General features: G+C 53.7%; 22 protein-coding genes. 8 read left to right on the top strand and 14 right to left on the bottom strand.

The genetic code is table 11. From position 1 onward, the window contains the following. The first annotated feature begins 61 nt into the window (after positions 1 to 61). On the top strand, positions 62 to 526 hold the full coding sequence (locus G163CM_RS21540; protein ID WP_231826232.1) for an HIT family protein: 465 nt from the start codon (positions 62 to 64) through the stop codon (positions 524 to 526). Here G163CM_RS21540 and G163CM_RS21535 read toward each other — a convergent pair. From G163CM_RS21535 to G163CM_RS21520, 4 genes are all read right to left on the bottom strand, one after another. Next, complete coding sequence (locus G163CM_RS21535; RefSeq protein WP_015962995.1) at positions 523 to 2,742, bottom strand: YgiQ family radical SAM protein; 2,220 nt, start codon at positions 2,740 to 2,742, stop codon at positions 523 to 525. The two genes, G163CM_RS21540 and G163CM_RS21535, sit on opposite strands and share 4 nt — an antisense overlap. 133 nt (positions 2,743 to 2,875) lie before the next feature. After that, positions 2,876 to 3,214: a hypothetical protein gene (locus tag G163CM_RS21530; RefSeq protein WP_231826231.1), complete on the bottom strand. Its 339-nt coding sequence runs from the start codon at positions 3,212 to 3,214 to the stop codon at positions 2,876 to 2,878. A 60-nt stretch (positions 3,215 to 3,274) separates the two neighbouring features. Beyond that, positions 3,275 to 4,693: a hypothetical protein gene (locus tag G163CM_RS21525; protein WP_231826230.1), complete on the bottom strand. Its 1,419-nt coding sequence runs from the start codon at positions 4,691 to 4,693 to the stop codon at positions 3,275 to 3,277. Between the two features lie 59 nt (positions 4,694 to 4,752). After that, positions 4,753 to 6,516 (bottom strand): glycosyltransferase family protein, encoded by a 1,764-nt coding sequence (locus G163CM_RS21520; protein WP_231826229.1) that lies wholly within the window; start codon positions 6,514 to 6,516, stop codon positions 4,753 to 4,755. A 277-nt stretch (positions 6,517 to 6,793) separates the two neighbouring features. Between G163CM_RS21520 and G163CM_RS21515 the strand changes: the two genes are divergently transcribed. Next, positions 6,794 to 7,345, top strand: coding sequence for a LemA family protein (locus G163CM_RS21515; protein WP_231826228.1), 552 nt, complete (start codon positions 6,794 to 6,796; stop codon positions 7,343 to 7,345). Between the two features lie 18 nt (positions 7,346 to 7,363). Continuing rightward, positions 7,364 to 8,266: a zinc metalloprotease HtpX gene (gene htpX / locus G163CM_RS21510; RefSeq protein WP_231826227.1), complete on the top strand. Its 903-nt coding sequence runs from the start codon at positions 7,364 to 7,366 to the stop codon at positions 8,264 to 8,266. Between the two features lie 47 nt (positions 8,267 to 8,313). On the opposite strand, the gene ftsP is transcribed toward htpX, so the two are convergent. From ftsP to G163CM_RS21485, 5 genes are all read right to left on the bottom strand, one after another. Then, positions 8,314 to 9,726 carry a cell division protein FtsP gene (gene ftsP, locus G163CM_RS21505; RefSeq protein WP_231826226.1) on the bottom strand — a complete coding sequence of 471 codons (1,413 nt, stop codon included), beginning with the start codon at positions 9,724 to 9,726 and terminating at the stop codon, positions 8,314 to 8,316. Positions 9,727 to 9,845: 119 nt separating this feature from the next. Continuing rightward, positions 9,846 to 10,583, bottom strand: coding sequence for a 1-acylglycerol-3-phosphate O-acyltransferase (gene plsC / locus G163CM_RS21500; protein ID WP_231826225.1), 738 nt, complete (start codon positions 10,581 to 10,583; stop codon positions 9,846 to 9,848). 262 nt (positions 10,584 to 10,845) lie between these two features. Next, positions 10,846 to 13,104 (bottom strand): DNA topoisomerase IV subunit A, encoded by a 2,259-nt coding sequence (gene parC / locus G163CM_RS21495; protein WP_231826224.1) that lies wholly within the window; start codon positions 13,102 to 13,104, stop codon positions 10,846 to 10,848. A gap of 115 nt (positions 13,105 to 13,219) precedes the next feature. After that, positions 13,220 to 14,086, bottom strand: coding sequence for an AraC family transcriptional regulator (locus tag G163CM_RS21490; protein WP_231826223.1), 867 nt, complete (start codon positions 14,084 to 14,086; stop codon positions 13,220 to 13,222). Between the two features lie 73 nt (positions 14,087 to 14,159). Continuing rightward, positions 14,160 to 14,552 (bottom strand): YgiW/YdeI family stress tolerance OB fold protein, encoded by a 393-nt coding sequence (locus tag G163CM_RS21485; RefSeq protein ID WP_231826222.1) that lies wholly within the window; start codon positions 14,550 to 14,552, stop codon positions 14,160 to 14,162. A 153-nt stretch (positions 14,553 to 14,705) separates the two neighbouring features. Between G163CM_RS21485 and qseB the strand changes: the two genes are divergently transcribed. From qseB to G163CM_RS21465, 4 genes are all read left to right on the top strand, one after another. Next, complete coding sequence (gene qseB / locus G163CM_RS21480) at positions 14,706 to 15,365, top strand: quorum sensing response regulator transcription factor QseB (protein WP_015962986.1); 660 nt, start codon at positions 14,706 to 14,708, stop codon at positions 15,363 to 15,365. Next, positions 15,362 to 16,711 (top strand): quorum sensing histidine kinase QseC, encoded by a 1,350-nt coding sequence (qseC, locus tag G163CM_RS21475; protein ID WP_231826221.1) that lies wholly within the window; start codon positions 15,362 to 15,364, stop codon positions 16,709 to 16,711. Before qseB ends, qseC begins: the two co-directional genes overlap by 4 nt. A 106-nt stretch (positions 16,712 to 16,817) precedes the next feature. Further along, positions 16,818 to 17,399, top strand: coding sequence for an NAD(P)H-dependent oxidoreductase (locus G163CM_RS21470; RefSeq protein ID WP_231826220.1), 582 nt, complete (start codon positions 16,818 to 16,820; stop codon positions 17,397 to 17,399). Positions 17,400 to 17,429: 30 nt separating this feature from the next. Next, positions 17,430 to 17,744 carry a putative quinol monooxygenase gene (locus tag G163CM_RS21465; RefSeq protein WP_015962980.1) on the top strand — a complete coding sequence of 105 codons (315 nt, stop codon included), beginning with the start codon at positions 17,430 to 17,432 and terminating at the stop codon, positions 17,742 to 17,744. An 85-nt stretch (positions 17,745 to 17,829) separates the two neighbouring features. On the opposite strand, the gene G163CM_RS21460 is transcribed toward G163CM_RS21465, so the two are convergent. From G163CM_RS21460 to G163CM_RS21450, 3 genes are all read right to left on the bottom strand, one after another. Next, positions 17,830 to 19,020 (bottom strand): glycoside hydrolase family 88 protein, encoded by a 1,191-nt coding sequence (locus G163CM_RS21460; RefSeq protein WP_231826219.1) that lies wholly within the window; start codon positions 19,018 to 19,020, stop codon positions 17,830 to 17,832. 31 nt (positions 19,021 to 19,051) lie between these two features. Further along, a complete protein-coding gene (locus tag G163CM_RS21455) occupies positions 19,052 to 20,320 on the bottom strand; it encodes an oligosaccharide MFS transporter (RefSeq protein WP_231826218.1) in 1,269 nt (422 codons plus the stop codon). Between the two features lie 61 nt (positions 20,321 to 20,381). Next, positions 20,382 to 22,220: a DUF2264 domain-containing protein gene (locus tag G163CM_RS21450; RefSeq protein WP_420851267.1), complete on the bottom strand. Its 1,839-nt coding sequence runs from the start codon at positions 22,218 to 22,220 to the stop codon at positions 20,382 to 20,384. A gap of 151 nt (positions 22,221 to 22,371) precedes the next feature. Between G163CM_RS21450 and G163CM_RS21445 the strand changes: the two genes are divergently transcribed. Continuing rightward, positions 22,372 to 23,223 (top strand): AraC family transcriptional regulator, encoded by an 852-nt coding sequence (locus tag G163CM_RS21445; protein WP_231826216.1) that lies wholly within the window; start codon positions 22,372 to 22,374, stop codon positions 23,221 to 23,223. 41 nt (positions 23,224 to 23,264) lie between these two features. Here G163CM_RS21445 and G163CM_RS21440 read toward each other — a convergent pair whose 3' ends face one another. Together G163CM_RS21440 and G163CM_RS21435 are read right to left on the bottom strand one after the other, a co-directional pair. After that, positions 23,265 to 24,554 (bottom strand): TRAP transporter large permease, encoded by a 1,290-nt coding sequence (locus G163CM_RS21440; protein ID WP_231826215.1) that lies wholly within the window; start codon positions 24,552 to 24,554, stop codon positions 23,265 to 23,267. A 12-nt stretch (positions 24,555 to 24,566) separates the two neighbouring features. Further along, positions 24,567 to 25,115, bottom strand: coding sequence for a TRAP transporter small permease (locus G163CM_RS21435; RefSeq protein WP_231826214.1), 549 nt, complete (start codon positions 25,113 to 25,115; stop codon positions 24,567 to 24,569). Positions 25,116 to 25,147 lie beyond the last annotated feature (32 nt).

Below are 25,147 nucleotides of genomic sequence, written 5' to 3'. Positions count from 1 at the left end.
TAAAACCGTTTTTTACGTCATTGTGAAAAACGGTTTTTTATTTCCCGAATGGAGACGAATCATGACCTGCATTTTCTGCCAAATCGTTGAGGGCAAAGCGCCCTGCCATAAAATCTGGGAAGATGAACATCACCTGGCCTTCCTGTCGATTTTCCCCAATACCGAAGGCTTTACCGTCGTCATCCCGAAAAAACACTATCCGAGCTATGCCTTTGATATGCCGCCGCTGGCGCTGGCCGATTTAGTGCTGGCGACGCAGAAAGTGGCTAAATTGCTGGATAAATCCTTTGATGATGTGGGCCGCAGCGGGATGTTTTTTGAAGGTTTCGGCGTGGACCACGTGCACAGTAAACTCAGCCCGATGCACGGCACGGGCGACATGACGAAATGGCGGCCTATCGAGTTTAAGCAGAAGAAATATTTTGAACAGTATGAGGGCTATTTATCTTCCCACGATCACGAGCGGGCGGATGATGAGAAGCTGGCCGCATTAGCGGCCAGAATCAGAGCGGAGCAGGATTCTTAACGCCCCGCGGTCGGTTTTGCGCGTTTTTTCGCACCCGCATTAACCGGGCGCGGCTGCGCGGCAGGCGCTTTCTTCGCGCCTGCTGGCGTTTGGCGCTGGTGCGCCACCGGCGTGTGTTTGGTCAGCGCCGGGCGGGTGTTGCGGTTCTGGCGACGCGCTTCGCGCATCTCGTCGAGCGTCGGTGACGGCACCAGGCAATCACGACGTGGGCCGATCAGATGCTTTTTACCCATTGCTTCCAGCGCCTGACGAATCATCGGCCAGTTTTTCGGATCATGATAACGCAGCAGCGCTTTATGCAGGCGGCGCTGCTTATCCCCTTTCGGCACCACCACTTCTTCACTCTTATAGCCAATTTTACCCAGCGGGTTCTTGCCGGTGTAATACATGGTGGTCGAGTTCGCCAGCGGTGACGGGTAGAAGTTCTGCACCTGGTCGAGACGGAAACGGTGTTTCTTCAGCCACAGCGCCAGATTCACCATATCTTCATCACGCGTACCAGGGTGCGCGGAGATAAAGTACGGAATCAAATACTGCTCTTTCCCGGCCTGTTTCGAATAGGTGTCGAAAAGCTCTTTAAAGCGGTGATAGGTTCCCATCCCCGGCTTCATCATTTTCGACAACGGCCCTTCTTCCGTATGTTCCGGCGCAATCTTCAGATAGCCGCCCACGTGATGGGTTGCCAGCTCTTTGATATAGCGCGGATCTTCCACCGCGATGTCGTAACGCACGCCGGAGGCGATGAGGATCTTCTTGATGCCTTTCAGATCGCGCGCGCGGCGGTAAAGGTTGATCGTCGGCTCATGGTTGGTGTCCATGTGCGGACAAATATCCGGATAAACACAGGAGAGACGGCGGCAGGTTTGCTCAGCGCGCGGTGATTTACAGCGCAGCATATACATATTCGCCGTCGGCCCGCCGAGGTCGGAAATCACACCGGTAAAGCCCGGTACCGTATCACGAATGGCTTCGATCTCGTTGATGATCGAATCTTCCGAACGGCTCTGAATAATACGCCCTTCATGCTCGGTAATAGAGCAGAAAGAGCAGCCGCCGAAGCAGCCACGCATGATGTTGATCGAAAAACGGATCATCTCATACGCCGGAATACGTGCGTTGCCATACGCCGGATGCGGTACACGCTGGTACGGCAGCGCAAACACGCTGTCCATCTCTTCGGTTGAAAGCGGGATCGCCGGTGGGTTGATCCAAATATAGCGATCGCCATGTTTTTGCATCAGCGCACGCGCACAGCCTGGGTTGGTTTCATGGTGCAGAATGCGCGAAGCGTGCGCATACAGCACTTTATCACTTTTCACTTTCTCAAAAGACGGCAGCAGCACGTAGGTTTTTTCCCACGGCTTCGGGCGCGGCGGCTGAACGGTGACGGTTTTGACTTCCGCTTTTTGCGGTTCAACCGGCTTGTTGTCGGCACACGGCAAATCTTCGCCATACGGATGCGGAATCGGGTCGATTTTCCCCGGCGTATCTAAACGTGTGGAATCCACGCCAGCCCAACCCGGCAGCGCTTCTTTTACGATAATCGCCGTGTTACGCACATCGCGGATCTGCGAAATCAGTTCACCCTGCGCCAGACGGTGCGCCACTTCCACTAGCGGACGTTCGCCGTTGCCGAACATCAGCATATCGGCTTTGGAATCGACCAGCACCGAACGGCGCACGGTATCAGACCAGTAATCGTAATGCGCGGTACGACGCAGGCTGGCTTCGATACCGCCCAGGATCACCGGCACATCTTTCCATGCTTCTTTGCAACGCTGGGTATAGACCAGCGTCGCGCGGTCCGGGCGTTTGCCGCCGACGTTGTCCGGCGTGTAGGCATCGTCCTGACGCAGCTTACGGTCTGCCGTGTAGCGGTTGATCATCGAGTCCATGTTGCCTGCGGTCACGCCGAAAAAGAGGTTCGGCTTGCCCAGACGCATAAAGTCGTCTTTGCTGTTCCAGTCCGGCTGCGCGATGATGCCCACGCGAAAACCCTGCGCTTCCAGCATACGACCGCAAATCGCCATCCCAAAACTCGGATGGTCAACGTACGCGTCTCCGGTAACCAAAATGATGTCGCAGCTATCCCAGCCAAGTTGATCCATCTCTTCACGGGACATTGGCAAAAACGGTGCCGGCCCAAAACAGGCGGCCCAATACTGCGGCCAGGAGAACAGGTCGCGATCCGGTTGGATCAGGGAGATAGAGCTCATTTTGCTTCCAAAAAGAAAAGTGGTAAAAAAATAATCAAAGGCCGGGGATTATACGCTGTATTCGTGGGGGAAATGAAGGAGATTGTTGCCTGAGATGCGGTGGATGACAGTCAACTTATCCGTGAATCGCCCATCAGAAATGGAAGTAACAAAATACCGCTGCAAAGAACACTGCCAGCCCTGTGCAGTGGAACACCAGCAGCAATACAGGATGCGCCGAGCGCAGCCACTTCCCGGTAAGCAACGCCGCAAAAAGCAAGGGAACATGATACACCGGGAATGCCGTCCAAAGCATCCCCGCCGTCTCTTTCTCGCCCATCACCCAGAAAACGGAGACAAGCAGCATAGCAATGCCGATTTGAGGAGCTGCCACACGCAAAAACAGATCGCGAAAGTAACGCCATGAAATGGAGAGAATGATCAGGATAACCCATTGCGCCAGATAAAAAATCCAGCTATTAGCGGTTAGCATAATAATCATTGCGAATATCAGTGGGCCATCCATCTCCAGAATCGCCTTTATAACTGCTATCTACTTGCCTTCGCAGCACAACCCTGAATCGATATCGCGCAATGCACTTGAAGTTATTCCCTGGTTCGCAGCACCAGCAAGCGCAGTACACAGTCGATCTTTCGTCATACCAGAGGCAAGAAGCATTTCTGGCTTCACGCCGCTTGTTATTGCATCCGTGATGTTTTTATCCGAGAAGGATATCCCTTGTTTCAGCATATCTTTTAGTACAAGTGGGAGGGTCTCACGGTCGCCCTCTTCCTGCTTAATAGCCGCCAGTCGTAATGGCGTATAGTCGTCCTCAGGTAACATGAAATGTTGCCAGTCGATGATATTGGCCGTTATCAATTCCTTAACTGTCGAAGCATCAGCAAAACGCACGATAAATTCCAGGAGCGTAATATTGTTACTGTGTTTTTTCATATCGCCATAACGAATAATAATATTCAGTATTGGGATATCATCATCACGCGCTTCCAGTAACGAGGGGTTATCGGTTATCGCTGCCACTAACGCCTTGCTGTCGCCAATAAGTGCTAACATCTGTAAGCGATGTATCTGCATTTTGGGCTGCTGTTTTTGCCAAAAAAGACTTAACGTTTCGCGATCTCTGGTATTAATAATTTGTTCGTAAACATCTTCCGTTAAAAGCTTTGGCATGATTCCCAGCAATTTCTCACTGATTTCCCTTGCGGTCGCCAGAGAGCGTAGCCCCTGTTCATGCTGATATTTCAACTTACCGTTCAGGTAAAAATACATCCAGTACAGTGGATTATGTTGATAGACCATCAAACGATGATTTCTCGCCTGTAAAGAGTCTCCGATTAGCAAAGGGCTAAACTGGTAAACCGCACGGGCATTCAGATGCGTGACGGCCATAAAAAATGGGTGCGAATCGCCACAACAGGAAAACGGTGTATCAACCCGCGTAATCAGTGCCTTCAACGTCATGTCTGAAACGTCAGGCGCAAGTACCGCTTGTGTGAGTATGTGTTTTAGCTGAGCATTATCATGAATGCTATTCAGCACAATTACGCCTTCCCGTTCAGCACGATCAATAAGGCGTGAGATTTGTTTCTTCTCCCAGCCATGCGCGACCTCACGCGTCAGGTAATTCACAGGTTCGAGATATCCCCAAAGTGCAACAAAAAGGAGATGGCATGGCAGGCAGAGATATTTGAAATGCCGACGCCCAATAAGAGCAAGAGACAGTGAGACAAACTGGCTAATAAGCGCAAAGAAGATAAGACTGTCATCAATATCAAGCCAGTAAAAAAGTAATGCACCTGCACCGACCAGGACAATCTGCGGCAACAGCAGCCACAGAAAAATCCCCCGTACACGAGGATGTTTTATCGCAAAACCAAGCAGTATGAGCGCCATAATATCGGCAATAGCCAGCGGCCATAGCCAAATTGCAAACGCGAATTCCCGCCCCATTATCCTTTTTCCTTAAAGCTCAGGTTGCGAGTATTGGCCACATGCCCGCCATCCATTTGCTATTCATTCCTGCACTGTTCATGTAACGAGTTAAGCGTTCCCTCGCGTGAAACGGCACCTTTCGGATAAACACGGTCGACCATGGCAAACAGTGCGTCACAAGTCAAACCTGCACGGTGATAGACGTCCACTAATACAGTGTTTTCTTCTTCCGTAATGAAATCTACCATTTGCGCTTCCGGTAACGGGGCCTTTTGTTTCTGGATCTGCTGCAATGCCGACACTAAAACCTCCGGCGGCAGTGAATTCGGGCCATGAACAGTACGCAAAAGTAACTGGCGAAACTCTCCTCCGGAACTGGCGAGAATAGGTTTCCAGGGAATGATATTGGCATTCAGGATGCGCTGAATCAGAGAAGCGTCCGCATGTTCAAACAGAATCGCCAGTAACGAATCGTTGCTGATAAGCGATCGTTCCAGTAGTTGCGGGTCCTGCGCCACCAATGCAATGAACGCGTCATATTGCTCCAGCCGAAACAAACCATAGGCGCGATACAACGGCGTGGTTGGCGCACGTCGCTGCCAGTACGAAGCCAGGATGTTTTTATCCCATTCCTGTAACGCCTCCAGATAAGCTTCTTCGGTTAAGAGTTCCGGCATCACACGCAGCAAAATGTCGCTCACGCCGACAAACGCTAAACGACGACGTCTCATATCCTCCGGGAAACGCCCCCCAGAAATAAATTCCAGCGGGTTTTGCTCACGAACAATCGCGCGGTTTTCCTGTGCCTGTGCAGAATCGCCCTTCAGCGCCTCGCTAAAAATGCGCACCGCTTGTTGATTGCCATAGACAAAGGCAGCAAAGAAAGGTGCCCGCATACCACAGCATCCTTCAGCCAATTCAGGATTAGAGAATTTAAAAGGCGTTGCTACACGACGGGTCAAATAACGCAGCGTTTTCTCCGGTGTGCTGGGGTCTTTCGCCGCCTGAGACAGCAGTTTTTCCAGCGCGTCGCGATCGCTAATGTCCTGTAGTTCACTTAAATCGCCGCGCTTTGTTTGCTCCAGCAGGGCAATTCTGCTTTTTTCCTGCCACGCCGGAATGAAACCGCGCCATAAATCCGGTATCACTACCTGCGTACTCCCCAGAAACAGCAGATGACATAGTAGCCAGACCGGCCACGTTCGCTTCATCCAGAAGCCCAGAACAATTGCCGGGAACACGCCCACACAGAGATAGACCGGCACAGCAAGAATCAGCGCCAGCCAGGCGCCGCCCAGCAGGTCAAAATAATCCAGCGCGAACAATAACCCGCCCACGACCGCCCACTGAGGAAGCATCACCCACAGCAGAATCTGCCGACAGCGCCGGTAAAAGAAAGCCAGTATCAGCAGCAACGTTGAAACGTAGCTGTATAACCACGGCAAGGGGCCTAATTCCCAATACCAGCCCTCATCGCAATTCAATGCAGGCCACAAAACAGGATGAGAAACGGCTGTCAGCCCTAACATCACGAGCAGCATAAACAGGTGACATAACGTCCCCGCATGTTTGCGACGTCCAACCACTAACCAACCCAGCATGCCCCCGGCGAGTAAGCAACCCGGCAGAATTTCGCCCATGATGAGATCCCGGGCTTCATGTTTACCGTTGCTTATCAGAGACGTCGCCGCCAGGAGGATAAAAAGCAAGAGAATAGCCGCGAGCTGCGGGAAGATGACCTGCAAGAAAAGCGTTTTGTAATGTGCCTTAAAGATAGCGGCGACGAGCGATATCAGAAAGAAAAGGCCGTAAACCCACAGCAATATCGGTAAAGAATCCATGTACTAACCTCAGAACGCAATCCTTGCTTTTGCTCTACGATAGCGCTTTTTTCTTTGTCTGGGCAGACGTGAAATACTGAATTATCGATGTTTGCACCCTATAACTCACCTTTAAATAATTAATAACAATAATACAAAGTTATTTTATTTATCGAGTAAATACAAAAGAACACAATCCGCTTTAACCATCACAAAATATGCGCCTCTCTCACAACTTATATTTACCCCTGCCTAAGTATTATTTATAGTAAAACCTTCACTATCAGAGGGATCGACAATGTTTTTTCTTATCGCGTTTGCCGTCATTATTATTCTCGTCATTCTCTATATTGGAACGTATAACGCATTTATTAAAAACCGTAACCGCGTTGAGGAGACGTGGGCACAAATCGACGTGCAACTTAAAAGACGCTGCGATTTGATTCCTAATCTGGTTGAAACGGTAAAGGGCTTCGCGCGTCATGAGCAAGATACGCTGGAAAAGGTTATCGCCGCGCGTAACAGCATCATTGCTGCCGGAAACAGTCCACAGCAACAGCTTGAGGCTAACAATCAACTGACCGGTGCGCTGCGTTCCGTATTTGCGCTTAGCGAAAGCTACCCGGAACTCAAAGCAAATGACTCTTTTGTCGAGTTACAGCATGAGCTTTCCACCACGGAAAACAAAGTCGCGTATTCACGTCAATTATATAATTCAACAGTCATGAACTGGAATAACCGCGTAGAGTCCTTTCCGTCGAATATTATTGCTAACCTTCATCATTTCAAGAAACAAGAGATGCTCAGCATTGCTGATACTGAACGCGAAACGCCCAGCGTTAAGTTTTAATCCGCAAGGAATGCACGAATGTTATTTGAAGAAATTGCTCACAATAAACGCAATACATTTTTGTTAGTGATTATTTTCTTTCTTTTGCTGGTTGAAGTTGGCGCAGCAATGGGTTTTCTATTGCTCAATAATATCTTCTATGGAGTTGGCGCCGCGGTGGTCATTAGCATTTTGTACATCTTGATTATGATCTATCAGGGGTCTGCGGTCGTCATGTGGATGAACGGCGGGAAAGAGATCACCGACCGTGAACAGGCGCATGTCCTGTTTGAAACTGTGGAAGATATGGCTAACGTGGCGGGCGTTCCGGTGCCGCGAATTTTCATCATCGACGATGCTTCGCCCAACGCTTTTGCTACCGGAACGTCACCAGAGAAAGCTGCTGTGGCGGTAACACGCGGGCTTCTGGAAAGCCTGGAGCGTTATGAACTCGAAGGAGTGATTGCCCATGAAATGGCGCACGTACGTAATTACGATATCCGCCTCGCGACCATCGCTGTCGCGTTGGTGTCTGCCATTACGTTAATGAGCTCGCTGGGCAAACAAAGCCTGTTTTTTGGCGGAGGTAAAAACCGTAAAAGTTCCAGCAGTAAAAGCGGCGGCGGCAGCATGGTGCTCTATATCGCCGCTTTTGTCTTCCTGCTATTGGCGCCGGTCGTTGCAACCATCGTGCGTCTGACACTTTCGCGAAATCGCGAATTTCTGGCGGACGCAACGGCGGTTGAGCTGACGCGCAACCCGGAGGGATTAATCGCGGCACTGGAGAAAATTAGTGGGAGAGCGGAAATGATTGAGCGAGTCGATAGCGCCAGCCAGTCTCTTTGGTTCTCATCACCGCTGAAAGCCGATCGCGGAAAAACGGGGATGTTTGACACGCATCCTTCTATTGATGCCAGGATTGAACGTCTGAAAGCCATGTAATACAACCGCGCCGGGCATTGCCCGGCGCTGGTTCTCTGCATCCCGCGTTACGGTGCCGGGTTCACCAGAATTTGCCCAATCGAGCCGCGATCGGCCAGTTCCAGCGTTTGGCTGGAATACTGGAACGGGAAGTGCGGCCAGGACGGCTGGTTGTAGTAAACCAGCAGTTCCACCTGTCCATCCACCCAGACGGTATCTTTCCAGCCCCTGTCTTCCGGGAATGGCATTGCGCCGTTGACGTTGCGGATCAGGAACATCACGCCTTCAATATGGAACGACTGCGGCTCATCCGCGCGTACCGTCCAGCGCTCCCAGGTTCCCTGCTGCGCGGTGATATCAATGCGCTGCGGGTCCCACAGTTGGCCGTTGATGCCCGGATCGTCACCCAGCACGATATCGCGGCTACGTAGCGGCGTGCCGGTCATGATCTCGGTGGAAAGCAAACGCATCGGCAGATTATCGGTGACCAGCGGCAGCAGGCCGGTCGGTTTCAGGGTGAGCACCAACGTGGAAATAAGAATGCTCGACGGCTCAAAGAAACCGCGCAGACGGTCCATGATGCTTGCCGCTTCGCCACAGGTAATGGAGACTTCATCACCGTTGGTCATATCGACCAGAATTTCACGACGTTCACCCGGCGCGAGCGACAGCTGCTTGACCGAAACAGGCGCAGGCAGGAATCCCTGATCGCCGGAGATGACGTGCAACGCACGGCCATCGCTCATCTGCAACTGATAGCGGCGTGAGTTAGAGGCGTTCAGCAGGCGCAGACGCACCCATCCGCGTGACACTTCGACATACGGGCTTTGCGCGCCGTTCACCAGCAGCGTGTCGCCGACGAAGCCACCGCTGCCAGGTTCGCTGTATTCCGGCGTGCCGAAGTTATCCAGACGCTTGTCCTGAATGATCACCGGGAAGTCGTCCACGCCGTAGTGGTTTGGAATCGGTAAGGACTTACTGACTTCATCTTCCACCAGCCACATTCCGGCCAGGCCGTTGTAGACCTGCTGAGCCATGTGGTTCGGCGTATTGGCCTGATACCAGAGCGTTGCGGCAGACTGGCGAATCGGTAGCACCGGCGCCCAGTCGGCGTTTGGCGACATCATGCGCGCCGCACCGCCAATCAGCGGGCCGGGAACCTGCAAACCGCGCACGGTCATGGCGACGTTTTCCGTCAGGCGGTTGCTGTAGATCAGTTTGACGTCATCACCGTTCCACACGCGGATGGTCGGCCCAAGGTAGCGACCATTGATGCCCCAGACAGGCGCGCGCGTGCCCTGAGAGAAGGACCAGTGTGAACGTTGTAAGGTAAGAAAGAGAGGCTGTCCGCGACGCGATTCCACCAGCGGCGGTATCGGCAGCTCAGGCTGTTTCCCTGCGGCATTTGCCCTCAGCGGCACTGCCCCTGCGCAGAACGCAACGCCCGATGCCTGAATAAACTGACGCCGACTGAGTGACATATAAACTCCATGAAAACTGATCAATCAAAAAAGGGAATTCGTTTCCCGTAAGCCAGCACCGCGTTTTATGTTTGCCGCCGTGCTTTTTCCGCCCGGCGGCGAGTGAGCCTGACCCGGTTTTATCGTTTTCCGTCAGACTCGCGCTGGGCGACTTCTTTATCTAATTCTTCAATCTTCGCCTGCATAACTTCACGGCAGTGTTTGGAAAGTTCGCGTACCTGGTCTTTACCCCATTTGCTGGTATCGATCGGCGGTAGCATTTCAACAATCACCAGCCCGTTGTTCAGGCGGTTTAGGTTAATCTTATCCGATGTATTGGAAACGCACACGGGAATAATCGGTACACCCGCCGCAATGGCGGCGTGAAACGCGCCGGTTTTAAACGGTAACAGTCCGCGACCACGGCTACGCGTTCCTTCCGGGAACATCCAGAAGGAGATTTTGCGGTTGTTGAAGTGTTTCACCACTTCGGCGATAGTGCTGTGCGCTTTCGCACGATTATTACGGTCAATCAGCAGGTTACCGGTGAGCCAGTAAAGCTGACCAAAGAATGGGATCCACACCAGGCTTTTTTTGCCTACGGTGACAGTCGGCGGCTGCACAATATTTGCCGCAGTAACCATGTCGTAGTTGTTCTGGTGGTTCGCAATGTAGATAGCATTCCCGTAGCTTGCGGCATCCGCAGGCAGGCGGGTTTCAACTTTTAGACCAAACAGCGGGGCCATACGGCCAAACATATGGCCAAAAGTGGCAACGTGTTTTGGATTACGTGGACTAAACAGGCAATAGATACAGCCAAACACGCATACCAGGATGCAGTAAATGACCACGATGATGACACGAAAAATAAATAGCATAGCTACCTCTGAAGCCCTGACCGCTTAGAGTTATATATTGGTCAGGATTTGTGACTCGCAAACCCTCGTAAGGGCTATTCTTAATCGCAACGGCGTAATTAACAACGTTTTTACAGGAAAATGTGTGCGTTGTCGCCTTTAGCCCCTCACCCTAACCCTCTCCCCAAAGGGGAGAGGGGATCGCCCGAGTGTGGTGTTAACCCTTGCACTGGTTTTCCACCCTCTCCCCTTTGGGGAGAGGGCCGGGGTGAGGGGTCAAGCTTTACTCCTCGCTCTCCCCCGCGCTCTGACGCAACGGAGAGTCGATATCGATACGGTCGATTTTCTGCAACCCACGCATCAGCGTACCGCGACGGCCACGTTCGCCCGTCACTTTTTGCAGCTCTTCCGGACGCAGTTTGATTTTACGTTTCCCGACGTGCACGGTCAGCGTGGTCTGCGGCGGCAGCAGGTAAAGGTGTGCCAGACTATCTTCCCCTTTCGCCGCTTCCGCTGACGGGATATTGATAATCTTGTTGCCCTTACCTTTCGACAACTGCGGCAGGTCGCTTACCGGGAACATCAGCATGCGTCCCGCGCTGGTGATCGCCAGCAGCATGTCAGACTCATCTTCTACCACCACCGGCGGCAGGACGTGCGCATTTTCCGGCAGCGAGATCATCGCCTTACCCGCGCGGTTACGCGCAACGAGATCGTTGAATGTACACAGGAAGCCGTAGCCCGCGTCAGACGCCATCAGTAGTTTCTGATCGTCGCTTTCCATCAGCATATGCTCAACGGTCGCCCCCGGCGGCAGCGTCAGCTTACCGGTCAACGGTTCGCCCTGACCGCGCGCCGACGGCAGCGTGATAGGGTCGATGGCATAGCTGCGTCCGGTCGTATCCACAAATACCACCGGCTGATTGCTCTTGCCTTTCACCGATGCTTTCCAGCTGTCGCCCGCTTTATAACTCAGCCCCTGCGCGTCGATGTCGTGGCCTTTGGCGCTACGCACCCAGCCCATCTGCGACAGCACAATGGTCACCGGCTCAGACGGCAGCATGTCATGCTCGCTCATCGCCTTCGCTTCGTCACGTTCGTGCAGCGGAGAACGGCGATCGTCGCCGAAGGTATCGGCATCAGCCTGCAGCTCTTTCTTCAGCAGGTTATTCATTTTTCGCTCGGAGGCGAGAATGGCCTGCAGCTGATCGCGCTCTTTCGCCAGATCGTTTTGCTCACCGCGAATTTTCACTTCTTCGAGCTTCGCAAGGTGGCGCAGTTTCAGCTCGAGGATAGCTTCCGCCTGTGTTTCGCTAATGCCGAAGCGCGACATCAGCGCCGGTTTTGGCTCATCTTCGGTGCGAATGATCTCAATGACTTCGTCGATGTTGAGAAACGCCACCAGCAAACCTTCGAGGATATGCAGGCGCTTGAGCACTTTCTCCAGACGATAGTTCAGGCGACGACGCACGGTGTCGCGACGGAACGCCAGCCATTCGGTGAGGATCTCCAGCAGGTTTTTCACCGCCGGGCGACCATCCAGGCCGATCATGTTCAGGTTAATACGATAGCTTTTTTCCAGGTCCGTGGTGGCGAAGAGGTGATTCATCACCGGCTCCATATCCACACGGTTGGAACGCGGCACAATCACCAGACGCGTCGGGTTTTCGTGGTCCGACTCATCGCGCAGGTCATCAACCATCGGCAGCTTTTTGTTGCGCATCTGGGCGGCGATTTGCTCCAGCACTTTCGCGCCGGAAACCTGATGCGGCAGCGCAGTGATCACCACCGCGCCATCTTCTTTATTCCAGACCGCGCGCATACGTACAGAGCCGCGCCCGTTCTGGTAAATTTTGCGAATTTCCGCGCGGGAGGTGATGATTTCCGCTTCGGTCGGATAGTCCGGCCCCTGCACGATATCAAGCACTTCATCCAGCGTGGTTTTCGGCTGTTCAATCAGTTTGATGGCGGCGTTAGCGACTTCGCGCAGGTTGTGCGGCGGAATATCCGTCGCCATACCCACCGCAATGCCGGTGGTGCCGTTCAGCAGAATATTCGGCAGACGCGCAGGCAGCATTTTCGGCTCCTGCATCGTACCGTCAAAGTTCGGTACCCAGTCCGCCGTGCCTTGTCCCAGTTCACCCAGCAGCAGCTCGGCATACTTCGACAGACGCGATTCGGTATAACGCATTGCCGCGAACGATTTCGGATCGTCCGGCGCCCCCCAGTTCCCCTGGCCGTCGACCAGCGGGTAACGGTAAGAGAACGGCTGCGCCATCAGCACCATCGCTTCATAGCAGGCGCTGTCGCCGTGCGGGTGATATTTACCTAACACGTCACCGACGGTACGCGCCGATTTTTTGAATTTGGCGCTGGCGTTCAGGCCCAGCTCAGACATCGCATAGACGATGCGGCGCTGCACCGGCTTCAGACCATCACCAATAAACGGCAACGCGCGATCCATGATGACGTACATGGAGTAGTTTAAGTAGGCGTTTTCCGTGAATTCATGTAGCGCAAGGCGCTCTGCCATATCGCTCATTAATGGGGGTTCCTCAAATCTGCATGCTGACCGTTCGGACGGCAATATTGCCGCAGATAATACCCTATCTCACGGGCTGAGTCACAAGTCCGTGAGATAAGGCGAGGAAGGCGGTTTATTGCAGTGGCAGGTAGATATCGGTTTGCAGTTCGTGCTCGGCAACTTCATTGACAAAATTGTGATACTGAAAGAAAACCGGGAAATCGCGCGGCGTTTCACCGCTGCCCGGCAACCAGTCGCGGAACAGAGACCAGACGCTTTCACCGACCGTATCCAGCGAGCCGTGATGGCGCACCACCGCGCAGCGTCCGGCGGGAATTTCGCCGTTAATAACGCCGTGAGCATTTTCGGGCACGGGCGCGTTTACGCTGCCGCAAATATCGAAACGAAACGCTTCCGGCGGCGTCGTTTGCGGGTCGTCCCAGGCAATGCCGAACGTTGCGCTTTGCGCGACCGGCGACAGGCCCGTTTCTTTACGCCATAGAATAAACTTCGCGGCGCTGTAGTTCACTAGCTCCGGATTACAGCGATGTTGCAGTAATGCAACTGGTGTACGGGGAAAATCGACAAGGGTGACATCCATATTTTTTTGCCCTTTTATGTTCATCATTGGCATGCGCTGGTGCCAGGCGCGCCAGTCCGGTTGCTGCCGGAACTGTCGCGGGCTTTGACCAAACGCCATCTTGAAAGCTCGAGTGAATGACTCCGGGTTCTGAAACCCTGCATCCAACGCAATATCGATAACCTTATCCTGTGGATTAAACGCCAGCCGCCACGATGCGCGGCGCAGGCGCAACCACTGGATGTACCGGTAGAGCGGCATGCCACACCAGGCGGTAAACTGCCGATGGAAATGGAAAGGCGAACAGTACGCCATCTGGCTTAATGACTCTAATGAAAGAGGCGCATCCAGATGGCGCTCGATATGGTCACACACTCGCCGTAAGCGAGCCGAATATTGCGCTTTTAACCGGTCATTCATCACGGCCTCCGTGCCAACAATAGTGCCGGGGTTATGCCGTGAGATCCTGACCGATCTTGCGCACTCTTCCCGGTTACGGTTTCAGTTTCTGGATCTGTTTGACGTCGATCTCAACCGAGTTCCAGTCTTTATCCACTTCACCGCGAATTTCCACTTTATCCTGCGGGGTCACGGTCAGGCCGTTCCAGCGTTTGTCGTCGATATCCACGTTGATGGTGCCGGTCTCATCTTTAAAGGTATAGAGATCGTCAGAGATACGCTCAACGATAGTCCCTTTTAGCGTAACCCAGGTATCATCACGCAGGGTTTTCGCATTAGCAACGGTGGTTACAGTACCATCCGGGCCGACGAAGCCGCCGCTTTGTGTTGACGTTGAATTTGGGCCAGAAAAACCGCCCTGAGTGTTCGCCAGAACCGGGGTAGCCATCAGCGCCAGGACGGCGGCCATTGCAGCAAGTTTCTTCATGATATTTTCTCCCTTAAATTTCATTACGAAAGCCATTTAACAGGATAATGCTTAACGACTTCTTAAGGTAAAAATATTCTTTTTTTTACTGTACAGCGTAGGTCTGATAAGGGTTTACTGGCTTTATTCAGGCAGAGGGGCAAGGAGCGCAAGATGCGAATTTTACTGGTAGAAGATGACAAACTGATCGGCGACGGGCTGAAAACCGGCCTTGGCAAAATGGGCTTTACGGTCGACTGGTTTACCCGCGGTGAAGAAGGCAAAGTGGCCCTCGACAGCGCGCCGTATGACGCCGTCATCCTCGACCTCACCCTGCCCGGCATCGATGGGCTGGATATTCTGCGTGGCTGGCGAGAAAAATCGCATCATGAACCGGTATTGATCCTCACCGCGCGCGACGCGCTCAACCAGCGCGTTGAAGGGCTTCGCCTGGGCGCGGACGACTATTTATGCAAGCCCTTTGCGCTGATTGAAGTCGCCGCCAGGCTGGAGGCGTTAATCCGTCGCGCGCACGGGCAGCCCAGCAATGAACTGCGCCACGGCGCGGTGACGCTCGACCCCGGTAAACTCACCGCCACGCTCAACGGCGAACCGCTTCCTCTTAAACCGAAAGAATTTGCTCTGCTGGAGTTGCTGCTGCGCAACAGCGGGCGCGTTCTGCCGCGCAAGCTTATTGAAGAAAAGCTCTACAGCTGGGATGACGACGTCACCAGCAACGCCGTGGAAGTGCACGTGCATCATCTGCGCCGCAAACTGGGCAGCGAGTTTATCCGCACCGTACACGGCATCGGTTATACGCTGGGGGCGCAGTGAAACTGTTTCCCCGCCTCAGCCTGCGCGTTCGCCTGACGCTGCTGTTTATGCTGCTTTCCGCCGCCGCATGGCTCTGCGCCAGCCTGGTGGCCTGGCATCAAACCACCAATAAGCTGGATAAGCTCTTTGATACCCAGCAAATGCTGTTCGCCAAGCGCATCAGCGCGATGGATTTTACCGACGTTCGCAGCTCGCGGCAGTTTATCCGCGCGCCGAAAAAGGTTAAACACGGGCATCTTGATGAAGATGTGCTGGCTTTCGCGGTGTACGCGATCGACGGCAGAATGGTAATGCACGATGGCGAAAACGGCCCGTTCATTCCTTACAGCTATCGCCGGGAAGGGTTTGACGACGGCAACTTGATCAATGATGACGATCGCTGGCGTTTTCTGTGGCTGACCACCGCCGATAAAAAATATCGCATCGTGGTCGGCCAGGAATGGGAATATCGTGAAGAGATGGCGCTGGACATCATCACGTCGCAGCTTACGCCGTGGCTGGTGGCGCTGCCGGTGATGTTTTTACTCTTGATCCTGCTGCTCAGCAGCGAACTGCGGCCGCTGAAAAAACTGACGCTCACCCTACGCCGCCGCTCGCCGGAAGACGATACGCCACTCAACACCAAAGGCGTACCCAACGAGGTGCGCCCGCTGGTTGACGCCCTCAATCACCTCTTCCATCAAACCCATGAAATGATGAACCGCGAGCGGCGCTTTACCTCCGACGCCGCCCATGAACTGCGTAGCCCGTTAACCGCGCTGAAAGTACAGACCGAAGTGGCGCAGCTCTCACAAGATGATGCCGACGCGCGCGAGAAAGCCTTGTCACAGTTGCATGAAGGGATCGACCGTGCCACCCGCCTGGTGGAGCAGTTGCTCACCCTCTCCCGCCTCGATTCGCTGGATAATCTGGCAGACGTACAGACGGTCCAGTTGGAAGAGTTGCTGCAATCTGCGGTGATGGATATTTATCACAGCGCCCAGCGCGCGGGCATTGAAGTTCGCTTACACCTCAACGACATCAGCATCGCCCGCACCGCGCAGCCGCTGCTGCTCAGCCTGCTGGTGCGTAATTTGCTGGATAACGCCGTACGCTACAGTCCATCAGGCAGCGTTATCGATGTGACCCTGGAGCAAGGCGGCTTTACCGTGCGCGATAACGGACCAGGCGTGTCGCCGGAAGCGCTGGCGCGAATGGGCGAGCGTTTTTATCGCCCACCAGGGCAAGAGCAAACGGGCAGCGGGCTGGGGTTGTCGATTGTTCGGCGCATTGCGTCTCTGCACGGTATGACGGTGAATTTCGGTAACATTTCTGAAGGCGGGTTCGAAGCGCAGGTGCGTTGGTAATCAGATTATTGCTCATACAGCAAAAGACTTTGCACATTTTGCTCATATTCACGGTTCGTCAGGAGGGGTATTATAACGGCCAAACGCTTTTTACCGAGGACAAAAAATGAGCAACATCTTGATTATTAACGGCGGCAAAAAATTTGGTCACTCTAACGGCCAGCTGAACGACACCATGACCGAGGTCGCGGAAAGCTTCCTGCGCGACGCCGGGCATGATGTTAAAGTTGTGCGCGCCGACAGCGATTACGACGTGAAAGCCGAAGTACAAAACTTCCTGTGGGCCGATTCCGTTATCTGGCAAATGCCGGGCTGGTGGATGGGCGCACCGTGGACCGTGAAAAAATATATCGATGACGTGTTCACCGAAGGTCACGGCGCACTGTATGCCAGCGATGGTCGTACCCGTTCCGACGCCAGCAAGAAATATGGCTCCGGCGGTCTGATTCAGGGCAAAACTTACATGCTTTCTCTGACCTGGAACGCGCCGATGGAAGCGTTCACCGATAAAGAACAGTTCTTCCACGGCGTGGGCGTAGACGGTGTTTATCTGCCGTTCCACAAAGCCAACCAGTTCCTTGGTATGGAAGCGCTGCCGACCTTTATCGCCAACGACGTCATCAAAATGCCTGACGTTCCGCGTTATATTGCAGAATACCGCGAGCATCTTGGTAAAATTTTTGCTTAACTGGGAAGCTGGATTAAGAAGGAGTTTACTATGTTGACAGTTATTGCAGAGATTCGTACTCGTCCGGGCCAACACCACCGTCAGGCGGTTCTGGATCAGTTTGCGAAAATCATCCCGACCGTTTTGCAGGAAGAAGGCTGCCACGGCTACGCGCCAATGGTTGACCATGCTGCGGGCGTGAGCTTCCAGACCACGTCTCCAGACTCTATCGTGATGATTGAGCAGTGGGAAAGCATCGCGCATCTTGAAGCGCATCTGCAAACGCCGCACATGAAAGCCTACAGCGAAGCGGTGAAAAACGACGTGCTGGATATGTCTATTCGTATCCTGGAAGCGGGCGTTTAAGCTTTAGTCTTGCCGGGTGGCGCTGCGCTTACCCGGCCTACAAAGGCTTGCCAGCCCGGTAACGTACGCGCCACCGGGCAATCACTTACCAGTACAATTTCCAGCTCTGCGTCATGCGCATCAGCGCTTCAACGTAGAAATAATCCCCCCAGCTACTGCACTCATCCACGCCTTTATTCCCGGCTAAATGGTAGACCGAGTGTTTCAGCAGGCCATTACCCGGCTCATCTAACCCTGTCAGATAATGCTTCGTCAGCGACGACATCATCCCCATCGCCCATTGCTGATAACGCGCGCGATCCGGATCGGTGAGCGGCAGAGATTTCACCAGCTCCAGCAGACCACAAACCGCAATCGCCGCCGAAGAGGAATCACGTAACGCGTCGGTGCCCTGCAATGCCAGATCCCAGTGACATACCGCATCCTCCGGCAGACGATTAAGAAAGTAGTTCGCCAGCTTTTTCGACAGGCTAATCAGTTGCTTGTCGCCGGTGTAGAGGTAACTCAGCATAAAACCGTAGATCCCCCACGCCTGCCCGCGCGACCAGCAGGAGTCATCCGCATAGCCCTGCTGCGTATTGCCAAAGAGCGGTGCGCCGGTCTGCACATCCATATACCAGGTGTGGTAGGTCGATGCGTCGTCGCGCACCAGATACTTCGCCGACTGGCGCACATGCGCTTTTGCCGCCTCGGCAAAACGCGGGTCGCCGGTTTGTTCACTGGCCCAGTACAGCAGCGGCAGATTCATGGTGCAGTCGATGATCATGCGCCCGGCCTGCGTGGGATCGTTAAGATCGCCCCATGCCTGGATGATCTCCGCTTTACGATGGAACCGCTCGAGCAGCGCTTCGGCGGCCAGCAGGGAGAAACCACGCGCATCGCGATTTTCCGTCAGACGCCAGGCGGCTACGCAGGAGAGCGTGTACAGGAAACCGAGATCGTGCGTGTTGGTATCGTGTCGCCCGGCAATGCGCAGGCCAAACGATCGCACATGTTTTTCCGCCAATGCGCGGAAAGCCTCATCGCCGCTCATCTCCCAGGCGAGCCACAGTTGGCCGGTCCAGAAACTGGTGGTCCACTCGACGTTTTCCGTTAGCGGATAAAACCCTTTTTCACAGGTTTCCGCCGGAAATTTCTCACCAAATTCAGCCATATGGCGGCGAATCAGTGTCAGAACGTGCTGTCGCGCAGCGCCCATCTCATCGTTAAACGCGTCCATATTCACCGGCGCGCCCGGAAATTCAGGTAATGTTTCCTCAATGACGGAATTGTGCATTTTTGTGTCCTTATTACTCTTCGGTTCAGGATTATTTAGCCGCATTGTTTTCTGCCACATTCAGCGCCGCGGGGCGATTACGTTGGGTACGACAGGCGGATAAGGTAAATGCCGAGATAACAGTAAACAGCAGGGCGATTGAGCCCATCAGGATGTACGTTTTTTCAAAACCAATACGGTCATAAAGAATGCCCGCAGGCGAGGAGACCACCACGTTGCCGACATATAACATCGCCTGGTAGCCCAGCAGATACATGGTCGCATTGACGCGTTTATCGAAATGTTCGGCGATATATTTAAACACCGACACCAGCAGCAAACAGATTTCCAGACCATACAGCGGCTTCAGTACGGAAATAAGCAGATGCGAGTCACACAGTCCAGAAATAATCAGGCGTGCGCCAACCACGGCCCCGACGATTAACAGCCCGCGTTTGGCACCGATATAATTCACCACCAGCGGAATAAACATATACATCACGAATTCAATGCCGGACTGCACGGTACCGAGATAGCCAAACAGCGCATTGCCCTGATGAACATCTTCGAAGAAGGTGACGAAATAGCGCGAGAACTGCTGCTCGGCGATAAACATCATCCACGCGACGCCCGCGACATACATACAGAAGGCCCAGAATTTACCGCTACGCAGCAGCGCGTAGACATCTGCCGGGGCGATTTTCTCCTTCGTTAGCACTTCGCTTGCATAAACGGAGTTAGTGTTCACTTTCAGGCTGATAAGCACCACCAGCATGATAATCGACGCCACGCTGCCCATAATAAAGTTATACGCGGGCGAGAGGTTAAACAGCAGGCCGGAGAAAGAGGATGCCACCGCCCAGCCAAGCGACCCCCACATACGGATCTGGCCGAATTCCATGCCGTTCAGGCGGCTGTAACGGTCTGCATACGATTCGCAGGCCGCCACGCCCGCATACCAGGCAAAGCTCAGGTAAATCGCACCGACGATAATTCCCAGCATGGTGTGCGACAGCAGCAGCGGCTGATAGACATAAATAAAAAATGGCGCCATCAGGGCCGATACCCCAACGACAAAATAGAGCAGGCATTTACTCATGCCTATTTTATCGAGAATATAACCGTAAATCGGTTTTAGAATAACGGCAAAGATGCCATTTACCGCAAAAACAGTACCAATCACTGTTCCGCTTAAATTAGCTTTTTGCCCTAACCAGATAGCAAATAAACCAATACTGGCGGACCAGGTAAAAAAGTAGAGGAAAATAAAGGTACTTATTTTGTAATATTCAAGCCTGTTTTGAGACGATAACTTTTCCATACCATCCTCGACGAAAGCATGTAGGGTCAACAGAGAGTATTCCGGGCTTACGCCCGGAAAATTAAAAACTCAGAGCAGCATATTGTTTGTCTGATTCACCAATAACTCTGAGCGTATTTTCTTCAATAACCAGCCGTGGCGGCTGTTGATATTTTTTCGTGGCGTCGCCGCTGGCAGCCACCGCGCAGCAGAGCCAGTGTTCACCCGGCTTCAGGTCGGCGGTGAGTAACGGAATCGACGCACATTCGGCGAACATCACGCTGCTGTTGGGCGGTGTCACAACCGCGTCTCCCTGGCGGGTAAGCGTTGGCGAGAGATCGGCGATCACGCTGACACCGTTGCGCGCGGTAATCTGACACCGGCCTTCACCCTGCTGCGCATCGGCCTTCATCACCGCGAAACCGCCCTCGGCACTTTGCAAATGGCGCGCGGTATCCAGACGATGCACGCGCACGTGCCACTCGCCTGCCGGAATAAGCCAGGTGGTGACGTGCACGTCTTGCCAGGGCGACCAGCGTGAAACGATCGCATTTTCCTGCATCTCAACGTATTCACATTCCCGACGCCCGCGCCAGTGGTTATCGTTCTCGGCAAGCAGCAGCATGGAGTCACTGGCCGCATGTTTGATGCCGTAACGTCCGCGTTCAATGGTGAAACCGAAACGGCTGGAGTAGGCAAATTTGGTGTACTTGGCGTCGGTATTCACATAGTTGTTCAGCTCCAGCTGGCCGGAGGTGAGCATCACGACGTGCTGTGAATGTTCGCTGTGCTGCAAAACCTGCTGCGCAGGCGCAATGACGTGAACATCTTCCAGCGCGGGCAGCGGCAGTTCTTGCGCCTGCCAGAACGGATGCTCCGCCGGCAGCGCCATAATCAAAAAGACCTTCAACGCCCAGTAAGGCGATCCCGGCGAGTTGTAGTCTTCACACATCGCCAGATTCGGATAGGCAAAACCAAGGGTCAGGATCCCGTCGCGATCGAAAATTGGTTTTTCCAGCCACCAGCGCAGATGACGCAGAATGATGCCTTTCACCACGCCCGGCGAGAAGACCTCCAGCCCGGCGAATGCCATGCCGCTCCAGAAGGCGACCATGGCAAAACGATAGGTCAGGCTGCGGCCAAACGGCACGGAAGCACCATCGGCGGCAGAGAGATAGATAAAGTCGCGGGCAAACAGCGTGGCGCGTTCGCGGATGGTCGCCGCGCGCTGCGGATCGTCGCGGCCGTTCAGGGTCGCGTAGATCAAGCCATAAAAATGAAAAGCCATTGAGATGTAATAATCTTTGGGCCGCCCCGGGCCGTCGGAATACCAGCCATCACCCAGATAGTAGGCTTCCATCATAGCGAAGCGTTTATCGACAGCCCGACGATCGTAAGGCAATCCGGCGCGCTTAAAGCCCAGCTGCACCATAATGGCAAAGTAGTTCCAGTTGCTGTCCGGCATTTGTGAATCGGTGATTTGATCCAGCCAGCGGTGCAGATTATTCAGTTCAGCGGCGCTGAAATGATCGGTAAAGCTGCCCTGTAACAGCGCCAGCCCAAGGCCATAGGCCGCCATTTCGACCAGTCGCTGATCGTACGGGCCCGTTTCGCCCCAGTACGCCGGGCTTTGCGGATCGGTGCCAAGCTTAATGGCGGTGAAGTATTTGTCGCTGAAGGGCACCTCTGCCCCACCCGCCAGCAGCGGGAAAAGGCCCCACAGTGCGCGTGACAGCCCTTCCATTTCGGCAATCTCCACACTGTAATGCGCGCAGGTATCGCCCAACGAGAATTGCGCCGCACCGGCGGGAAACTGTTTATCCAGCGCGCTCAACATGCTTGTGAGCGCGGTCACCACCTCTTCACGTGAAGACAATGAATTTGATTTTTCCATCACCGCCAGAATCCTCTGCTTAGCCATCCTCGAAAGTGGCTCAAGCATAGAGAATCGGACAGGGCGTGAAATGTTAACCCGGTCACAACTGATATGATTAAATAAACCGCAGCTTGATAAAATTTAAAACGGTGGTTTAGTGGGGGAATTAATAACGTAAAAATTTAATTCTGTTGCTATGAGTACATCATTAAATGCGGAACGTCTGGAGCTGATCACGCTGAAGGATAAGGTGGCGTCATTCAGCCGCCTGTACGCCAACAGCGTGCGCTATCACCACTGGCATCAGTGTCTGGAAGTGCTGTACGTCGAAGAAGGATTCGGCGTGGTGATTGTCGATAATCGCCAGTACACCATGCGCCCGGGGCGGCTGTTTTTTTTCCCGCCGTTTACGCTGCACAAAGTGATGGTGGATGAACAAGCGCATGACTCCTACCGCCGCACGATTATTCATCTCGATCAGCATGCGATTGTGCGCCTGCTGCGCGACTTTCCCGAGGCGCGCAGCCGTCTGCAAATGCTGGCGCAGCGCGCTGGCCCGGCGTTTGTCGCCGACCTCGCCGACGCGCATGCCCACGTCAATTATCTCTTTACGCTCTACGCGCAGCTTGCCGTTTCCGGGCTTAGCGCGGAGCATGTCGCCAGTCTGCTGATGGCGTTGTTGCGCATGCTGCCGCCGGTGCAGGAAAAAATGCAGGAAGGTAACCACGGGATCGCCAGCCCGGTAATGTTCTGGATAGAAGAAAACTATCGACAAAAATTCAGCCTCGATAGGCTGGCGCAGGATCTCGGTAAATCGCGCAGCTATCTTTCGCGGCGCTTTCACGTCGAGACCGGGGAATATATTCACAACTATTTGAATACGATACGGCTGCGGCGAGCCTGCGAGTTATTGCTGCATAGCACGATGAGCGTGGCGGAGGTGGCAAGCCAGGTCGGATTTGCTGATACCACATGGTTTATCAGCTCGTTTAAGAAAGGGATTGGCGAAACGCCGTTACAGTATCGGAAAAATCATCGCACGGATTAACCGTCATGGAGGCACCGATTTGCCTCCATGACGTTAGGTGTTTACAGGAACAGCGACGGCAGCCACAGGGACAGCGCCGGGATGTAGGTCACCAGAATCAGCACCATAAACAGCGCAAAATAGAATGGCAGCATCGCTTTCACCACCTGCTCTATCTTCAGCCCGCTCACGGCGCTCGCGACAAACAGCACAGAGCCCACCGGCGGCGTAATCAGGCCAATCCCCAGGTTGGTCATCATGATGATGCCAAAGTGCATTGGGTTAATTCCCAACTGCATCACCACCGGCAGCAGAATCGGCGTGAGGATGAGGATCAACGGCGCCATATCCATCAGGAAGCCCAGCAGCAGCAACATCACGTTGATAATCATCAGGATGATGTATTTGTTATCCGACAGGGACAGCAGCGCCGAGGAGATTTGACTCGGTAAATCCACCAGCATCATCACCGAACCGAAGGCCGCCGCAAAGGCTATCAGTACCATCACCATGGTGACGGTTTTGATGGTGCGGTGAATCAGTTTCGGAAAGTCGCGGAATTTATATTCGCGATAGATAAAGAAGGTGACGAACATCGCCCAGATACAGGCGATGGCCCCCGATTCCGTCGGCGTGAAGAAGCCGGAGAGGATCCCGCCGGAGATGATCACGATGGTAATCAGCCCCCAGATGGCATCCAGCGCGATTTTCATTTTGCGCCGGAACTCTATCTTCGCCTCTTTCGGGTAGTTATTGCGTCGCGCAGAGATCAAACACAGCACCACCAGCGTGCCGCACAGGACGAAGGTGGGAACTATCCCCGCCAGGAACATACCGGGAATAGTCACCGCCGCGGTATTGGCGACAATTGCAAACAGCACCGAGTTATGGCTGGGCGGTACCAGAATCGCCTGCACCGAGGCGCTAGCGGTGAGCACCGCGCCAAAAGTACGCGGATACCCTTTGCGCTCCATTTCTGGAATCAATACCGAACCAATCGACGCGGTATCGGCAACGGATGAACCAGAAATCGCGCCAAACAGCGTGGAAGCCAGAATGTTCACCAGCGCCAGGCCACCGCGGATCCAGCCGACAAACAGTCCGGCAAAATCCACCAGCCGTCGCGCCATTCCGCCTTCCGCCATGATGGCGCCCGCAAACACAAAGAACGGGATGGTCAGCAGATTGACGTTATCGGTACTGTGGAAAATGGTGATGATTAAGCCATCCAGCGAGAAATCCGCCATTATCGTGACCACCACGGCGGTCAGGCCGACCGCATAGGCCACCGGCATACCAACCGCCATCAGCACAACAAACGTCACCACAAAGACAAGCAGCGTCATGTCCATATTATGAATTCCTTAGTGGCCCACTTTCGGCGAGCCAAACTGCACCAGTTCCCGGTGCGTTTGCGGGCCAAACAGTAATTTTTCAACTACAAACAGCAGCGTAAAGAACGACCCTAAAGGAACGGGGAGATGGGTAATTCCGGAAGTCAGGAACGGCAAGGAGGGAATCACATCTTCCCAGGCATCCTGACAGCCGACAATGCCCCATTTGATAATAAAAACGCAGGTTGCCAGCATGGCGAGATCCACGAATATCGCGATCCCTTTTTGCGCCGCCGCAGGAATGCGATCGACCAGCATAGTAATGGCAATATGCCCGCCAGCCCGATAGGCTGCCGCCGCGCCAACGAAGGAGAAGGTGATCATGCAAATTTGCGACAGCGGTTCGGGCCAACTGGTTGACGCGTGAGGCATAAAGTCCAGCCACGCGGGAAGGTCCGGGCGAAACCGAGCGTAAATACCGATCAAATAAATAAACGTCATAAATAACAAGCTAAAACCGGATAGCCAGATACATAACCGGTAGACATAATCCATGGCCAGGATATAGGTATTTTTCATTTTATGCTCCTACAAAGACCGGGCCAGAATAA

Origin of the sequence: Pseudocitrobacter corydidari, from assembly GCF_021172065.1 — a bacterium.
Taxonomy (GTDB): domain Bacteria; phylum Pseudomonadota; class Gammaproteobacteria; order Enterobacterales; family Enterobacteriaceae; genus Pseudocitrobacter; species Pseudocitrobacter corydidari.
This window is presented reverse-complemented; position numbering and strand designations above follow the sequence as displayed.